The sequence below is a fragment of the Sphingomonas bacterium genome (genome assembly GCF_903644135.1).
Classification (GTDB): Bacteria; Pseudomonadota; Alphaproteobacteria; order Sphingomonadales; family Sphingomonadaceae; genus Sphingomonas.
Map to the genome: position 1 here is coordinate 1 of NZ_CAHJXA010000163.1, position 6,236 is coordinate 6,236.

4 protein-coding genes are annotated in these 6,236 nt (G+C 65.4%); all 4 read left to right on the plus strand.

The window, feature by feature from the left end; translation table 11 throughout:
• The coding region (locus tag HUU96_RS09570; RefSeq protein WP_174292591.1) for a DUF4142 domain-containing protein at positions 1-336 on the plus strand (336 nt) is incomplete at its 5' end.
• Positions 337-995: 659 nt separating this feature from the next.
• Positions 996-3,734 (plus strand): beta strand repeat-containing protein, encoded by a 2,739-nt coding sequence (locus HUU96_RS09575; protein ID WP_174292592.1) that lies wholly within the window; start codon positions 996-998, stop codon positions 3,732-3,734.
• A gap of 7 nt (positions 3,735-3,741) precedes the next feature.
• Positions 3,742-5,391, plus strand: a complete 1,650-nt coding sequence (locus tag HUU96_RS09580; RefSeq protein ID WP_174292593.1) for a ShlB/FhaC/HecB family hemolysin secretion/activation protein — start codon at positions 3,742-3,744, stop codon at positions 5,389-5,391.
• Positions 5,392-5,499: 108 nt separating this feature from the next.
• A complete protein-coding gene (locus HUU96_RS09585; RefSeq protein WP_174292594.1) occupies positions 5,500-6,162 on the plus strand; it encodes an IS6 family transposase in 663 nt (220 codons plus the stop codon).
• The last annotated feature ends 74 nt before the right edge of the window (positions 6,163-6,236 follow it).

Genomic DNA, 6,236 nt, shown 5'->3' on the forward strand with positions numbered 1-6,236 from the left:
GAGTTCGCCGGCTTCGAGCTGACCGAGGCGGTCGCCGTCACGACCGTGCTGAAGCAGCTCGGCAACACTCCGCCGCCGATGGACGCAAAGGCGCAGGCGACGCTGGACAAGATCCGCTCGGCAGCACCGGGTGCGGCGTTCGACCGCGCGTATATCGACGCGCAATACGAGAACCACGTCTTCCTGCGCGATCTCGCCACCGCCTATCTGGCCAGCCCGGCGGACATGAGCGACATGATGGAGATGCACGGACGCCACCTCGCGACGCTCGCGCTGGCAACCTTCAAAGAGCACACGATGATCACGCAGCGCATCGCGCACGAGCTCCGCGCCTGACGAGACGACCGGTCTCCTGCCCGCGGGAGGAGTTGCATCATCATCGGCATCGCTTCGCTATGAGGGTCCTCATGCCTCACGCCGTCAAGCACACGCCCGTATCGTTCTTTCCCGACGTCGAAGTGCGCGCTGATGAAGAGGCCGGGACGATCCAGTGGCCAAGCGAGGAGCCTCGGCTAATTGCTGCGGTTCGAACCAACATGGCGGATCGTAACTTGGAGTTGATAGTGCAAGCCGATCCTAGACTGCGGCCGCGTCTGAAGTTGCGCGCGGTGACCTAGATGGAACGATTGTTCCCGCATGCGCTTTTGGTATGTGTCGCCGAAAATCGGCCGCCTGCTCCGCACGAGTTATCTGCGATGGCAGACAAGATTGGTCGAGAGGTCTTCGCGCACCGCCTTTCCGCGATTGAGCACAGCCAAGCCATCTCTATGGCCTACGCCGCCCTCGCGGGTCAGCAGCCTGCAAATAAGCGTGCATATCCAACATAGGCGGCGGCGTGGCATCCATCCTTTCGCGGGAACGTTGCTTTGAACGTGGACAGCGAAGGCGCAAGCTGCGGCGTCGATGGCGTCATTATAGGGCATGCAGCGCGTCTAATGAGGCAGCAGCACACACCAAGACGCTCATCTCTTCTCCTAAAGAAGGAGAGAGAGCCGATGCGTAGCGCAATCAAATTGAGTTTCGATCGGCGATGGCAGTGCCTGCTCGCCGCCGCATGCGTCGCGTCGCTGGCGGTCTCGCCGTGTCGAGCACAACGAGCGCCGGTGCTGCCGAGCGGCGAGCATGTGCAGTCCGGCACGGTAACAATCGCGCTCGGTTCCGCTGGCACGCTGACGGTCCAACAGTCGTCACCGACGGCCATTGTGAGCTGGAACGACTTCTCGATCGGCGCGGGCGGCACCGTGAGGTTCGAGAACGGTAACGGGGCGACGTTGAACCGCGTGACCGGTACCAACACCTCGCAGATTGACGGCTCTCTGCTTGCCTCCGGCTCGGTCTATCTCGTGAACCCGCATGGCGTGATCGTCGGCAAGTCTGGCGTGGTTCAAGTTGGAGGCAGCTTCGTCGCCTCCACGCTCGATATCGCGGATGCGGACTTCCTCGACGGCGGCAACAACAGCTTCGCGGGGCCGTCGCGCGCCAGCGTCGTCAATCTGGGCCGAATCGGTGCCTTGGGCGGCGATGTCGCGCTGTTCGCGACCACAGTGCGCAACCAGGGCAACATCACCGCGCCCGCCGGTGACGCAGCGCTGCTCGCCGGATCTTCGGTACTGATGCGCGACGCGGCATTGGACGGCGGGCGTTTCGTCGTGCTGGTCGGCGACAAGGACAGTTCGGTCACCAACACCGGCGCGATCGCCGCGGCGGCGACCGACCTGATCGCCGCCGGCGGATCGATCTATGCGCTGGCCGGCAACATCAGCGGCATCCTCCAGGCCGACACCGTGACCGGGATCAACGGGCGCGTCTTCCTAACTGCGAGCACTGGCGGCTCGGTGATGATTGGTACCGCCCGGATCACGTCATCGTCGCCTTCCTATGGCGGCGATATCGAGATCAGCGGAACAACGATCGCCATCGCCGCGGGCGCGATCCTCGACGCCTCTGCTTTGAGTATCGGCGGTCAGATCAATATCGTCGCCGATCAGGGGCTCCGCTTCGATGGCACCGCGCGCGCAAACGGCACCGACCAGGGCGGGCTGGTGCGAATGGCCGGCCGCAGCCTCGACGTCGCCAGCGCGCGTGTCGAGGCGAGCGGTACGACGCTCGGCACCTGGACCATCGAGCAGCCCAGCTTCGTTATCGACGCTGGCGCCGCAGGGGCGATCAATCGGCAACTCCGCACGGTGAACGTCGAGGTGGACGCCAACCAGGCTGATTTCGGCGAGCCATCCAACGGCGGCGATCTGATCGTCGCCGCCCCGATCAGTTGGTCGAGCGGCAACCGGCTGACCCTGTTCGCGCAGAATGCACTACATGTGAACGAAAACGTCACCGTTGCCGGACCCGGCACGCTTAACCTCTACGCGTTCGGCAGTGACAATGCCGGTCCGCTCCTCACCTTCGCGCCCAATCGCAGCATCAGCTTCACCGGTTCCCCTACCGGTGCGCAGGCGCTGTTCCTTAACGACGACCAATATACCCTGATCTACAATTTGGCCGGTCTCCAGGCGATCGGTGCCGACCCGACGGGTGCCTACGCGCTTGCCCGTTCGATCAGCGCTAGCGCGACAACGCTCTCGGGGCCGGTCGCGGGGGGGCTCGGCAGCGATCCGTTTAGCGGTCAATTCGACGGCCTCGGCCACAGCATCAACGGTCTCAAGATCGATGCGCCTGGCAAGAGTTTGGTAGGGCTGTTCGGCGCGGTGACCGGCTATTTGCGCAACGTCAACCTGGTCGGCGGGTCGGTCGTCGGCGGATCGACCGTCGGTGCCCTCGCGGCCTATCTCGACGGTGGCGGCATCGAGCGATCGAGCAGCTCGGCCTCAATCACCAGCCGCGATTCCACGCCGGCGGGCGGCATCGGCGGGCTTGTCGGCTCGGTCTATCTCGCTTCGGTAGATGCCAGCAGCGCCACAGGCATCGTCTACGCCCCAGGCGCCACCGGGGTCGGCGGGCTGATCGGGACCGGTTATGGCCTCAGCGTCACCAACTCCTTCGCCACCGGCGCAGTCACCGGCGGTCAGGGGACGGGCGGACTGGTCGGCAGCGAGAGCCGCAGCGGGATCGACGCCAGCTACGCGAGCGGAGCGGTGACCGGCACCAGCCAGGTCGGCGGCTTGGTCGGTGTCGCCAGCTATGGCGGGGGCGCGACCAACTCGCAGGCGAGCGGCCGGGTCACCGGCGGTGGCATGGTGGGCGGGCTGATTGGCAATCTGCTATCAGGCTACATGGCGAACGTCGGCGCCAGCGGCAACGTCTCCGCCAGCAGCGGTCGCGGCGGTGGTCTCGTAGGGTCCGTCACCGACAGCGACATCGAGGGAGCTTCGGCCAGTGGCCGGGTGACCGGCGGCGCCGGCTCGGGCGGGCTGATCGGCGCGATAGACACCTCGACGGTCGCAAACGCGACGGCGACCGGCGGCGTGACCGGTGCGAGCGATGTGGGTGGCCTCATCGGTACGTCCTCGCAGGACAGGCTGCGAACTGTGGTCGCAACCGGGGCGGTTAATGGCACGATCGGCATTGGGCAGAATGTCGGCGGTCTGATCGGCCGCAGCACGACCGACGACATCGCCGGCGCACGAGCGGCTAATTCGGTGCGCGGCCGCACTAATGTAGGCGGTCTGATTGGCCGGCGCTCCGGCGGCACGTTGAGCGACGCCTCCGCAACCGGTCCAGTGAGCGGCACCAGCCATGTCGGACCTTTAATCGGGCTGGAGGATCCGGCGTCCTGACGCGGCGATGACCGGCTGGCTGCTGGTACTGGCGTTAGCGAGCGCCGGGCCGGCGTCGGCGCAGGTGATTGAGCGGCACTTGCCGCCGGTGCCGTCGTCGGCTCCGCCGCAATTGGGCGAACGCACACAGCCGGCCGAGACCGACGACCGCCCCTTCGGCTCGCGGCTTATCGGTATCGTGCTGCTCGGTCCCGGTGAGGCGGTACCCATGGCCCCGGTGCAGGGAGTCGAGATAGGCAACCTCGCGCCGCTCCGGCGCGTAGCTCTTATCCGAGCGCTGGTGCCGCTCCTCGGCCAGCCCTTGTCACGCAGGCTGATCGCCGAAGTGCGGGTTGTGGTGAGCCGACGCTATCGCCGCGCCGGCTATCCGTTCGTCTCGGTCACCACGCCGGAACAGGAACTGACGGGCGGCACTCTGACCCTGAGAGTCGTCGAGTTCAAAGCTGGCCGCCTGCGGGTGCGCTCGACCCGCGCCGGGGCGGTCGACCGGGTCGCAGGACGCATCCGCTTTCCGGCGGACGGGCGGATCGATGCGCGGGCGCTGCAGCAGGATCTTGCCTGGCTGGATCGCAACCCTTTTCGCCGGACGGGCGCGGTGTTCAGCGCCGGCGCGGAACTGGCCACGACCGACATGACGATAACCGTTGTACCGACCCGTCCGTGGCAGGCCTTTGCCGGCGTCAGCAGTTCGGACTCACCCTCGACCGGCAACGTGCGGTTCTATGCGGGAGCGTTGGCTGGAGGGCTATTAGGCACGGACAGCATCCTGTCCGCTCAGGCAACGACGTCGGGGTTTGGCGACCCCAGCTATCTCGGTGTGGGCGTGCGCGTTGTGGAGCCGCTCGGCGTCCGACGCGAACTGTCGCTTCTCGTCGGCTATGTCCGCAGCGATGCGAGCGCGGCACCTTTTTCCTCGCTCGCGCATACGGTCGAGGGCTCGCTGGACCTGCGCTTCGCCTTGCCCCCAAGGCTAGCCGGTGACGGCCACCTTGGGATCGAAGCCGGGTATCAGCGGATCGAAGCCCGGTTCGGCGGCGAGCCCATCTTCCGCGTCGATGCATCGACGCTGGCGCTGTTTGCGCGCTACACCGCGACGGTCTCGCTCCACGGCGGCACGCTGTCCACCGATGTCGCGTTGCACGCCAGCCCCGGCGGCATAGGCAGCAACAATCGGGCGGATCGCCTGTTCTACGGTCAGGAACGTTCGGGATCGGCGACCTACACTTATCTAACGGCAGAAGGCACGCTGGACCACATGATCGCGAGCAGGCTTGGCTGGCAGACGCAATTGATCATTCAGGTGAGTCCCAATCCGCTGCCCGGGCTCGATCAGATCGGGCTCGGTGGATCGAGCTACGTTCGCGGCTACACGCTCGACGATGGAGGCTACGATACGGGTGTCGTCGCTCGCAACACCCTGACGCTCGCAGCAGATCAATTGAGCCGGCTTGCCGCTTATGCGTTCACAGATTGGGGCTATGGTGTGGTGGTCGATACGCCGCGCCACTCGACCTTTGGTTCGATCGGTGTCGGTTTCAGTCGCGCCCTCGGCTGGGGAGTTCGCGTCCGTGCCGAAGTTGCGCTTCCTTTGCTCGACGGGCCGCGAACCACGGCAATCCATCCGCGTGCTTTTGCCCGCGCCGAATTTGCTCTATGAAAAGCAATCTGTGGGGTCTGTCAGACTAAATGCACCGGCTGGTAAGGAGGCCAGGGGCGTTGTCAGACGAACGTGGCAGCAGCAGGCAGGCGATGCTAGCAGCGGCGGATGCCGCGCATATCGAGAGCCAAACCGCCTAGCCCGTTCCGGTGCTTCAGCTCGTCACCCGAGGTGATCCGGCTGGTGGTGCTCATGTACGTTCGCTTCCCGCTGTCGCGGAGGAACGTCGAGGACCTGCTGTTCGAGCTCGGGGTCGACGTGAGCCATGAGACGATCCGCTTCTGGTGGAACCGGTTCGGTCCGATGTTCGCGAGCGAGGTGCGCCGACGGCGGGTCAGCTACATGCGGGGGTTCCGCCACTGGCGCTGGCACCTCGACGAGGTGTTCGTGAAGATCAACGGTGAGACGCACTACCTGTGGCGAGCCGTCGATCACGAAGGTGAGAACCTTGAGAGCTACGTCACGAAGACGAGGGACAAGGCCGCCGCGCTCTCCTTCATGAAGAAGGCGCTGAAGCGCCACGGCAGCCCCGAGGCGATCACCACCGACGGGCTGCGCTCCTACGGTGCGGCGATGAAGGAGCTGGGCAACGCCGAGCGTCAGGAGATCGGCCGACACGCCAACAACCGAGCGGAGAACAGCCACCTGCCGTTCCGACGACTAGAACGAGCTATGCTGCGCTTTAGACAGATGAAGACGCTACAGAAGTTCGCCTCCGTCCACGCCAACGTCCACAACCACTTCAACCACGAACGCCACCTCGTCGACTGAGCTGCTGCCGGTCCGATGGACACGAGGTTAAGCTACCTGCGCCTGCCGCTCGAAGTCCATGGGGCTGAGATAGC

Coding starts and splice junctions, on each gene's coding strand:
- HUU96_RS09575 (WP_174292592.1), top strand. CDS start 996: ATGCGTAGCGCAATCAAATTGAGTTTCGATCGGCGATGGCAGTGCCTG.
- HUU96_RS09580 (WP_174292593.1), top strand. CDS start 3,742: ATGACCGGCTGGCTGCTGGTACTGGCGTTAGCGAGCGCCGGGCCGGCG.
- HUU96_RS09585 (WP_174292594.1), top strand. CDS start 5,500: ATGCCGCGCATATCGAGAGCCAAACCGCCTAGCCCGTTCCGGTGCTTC.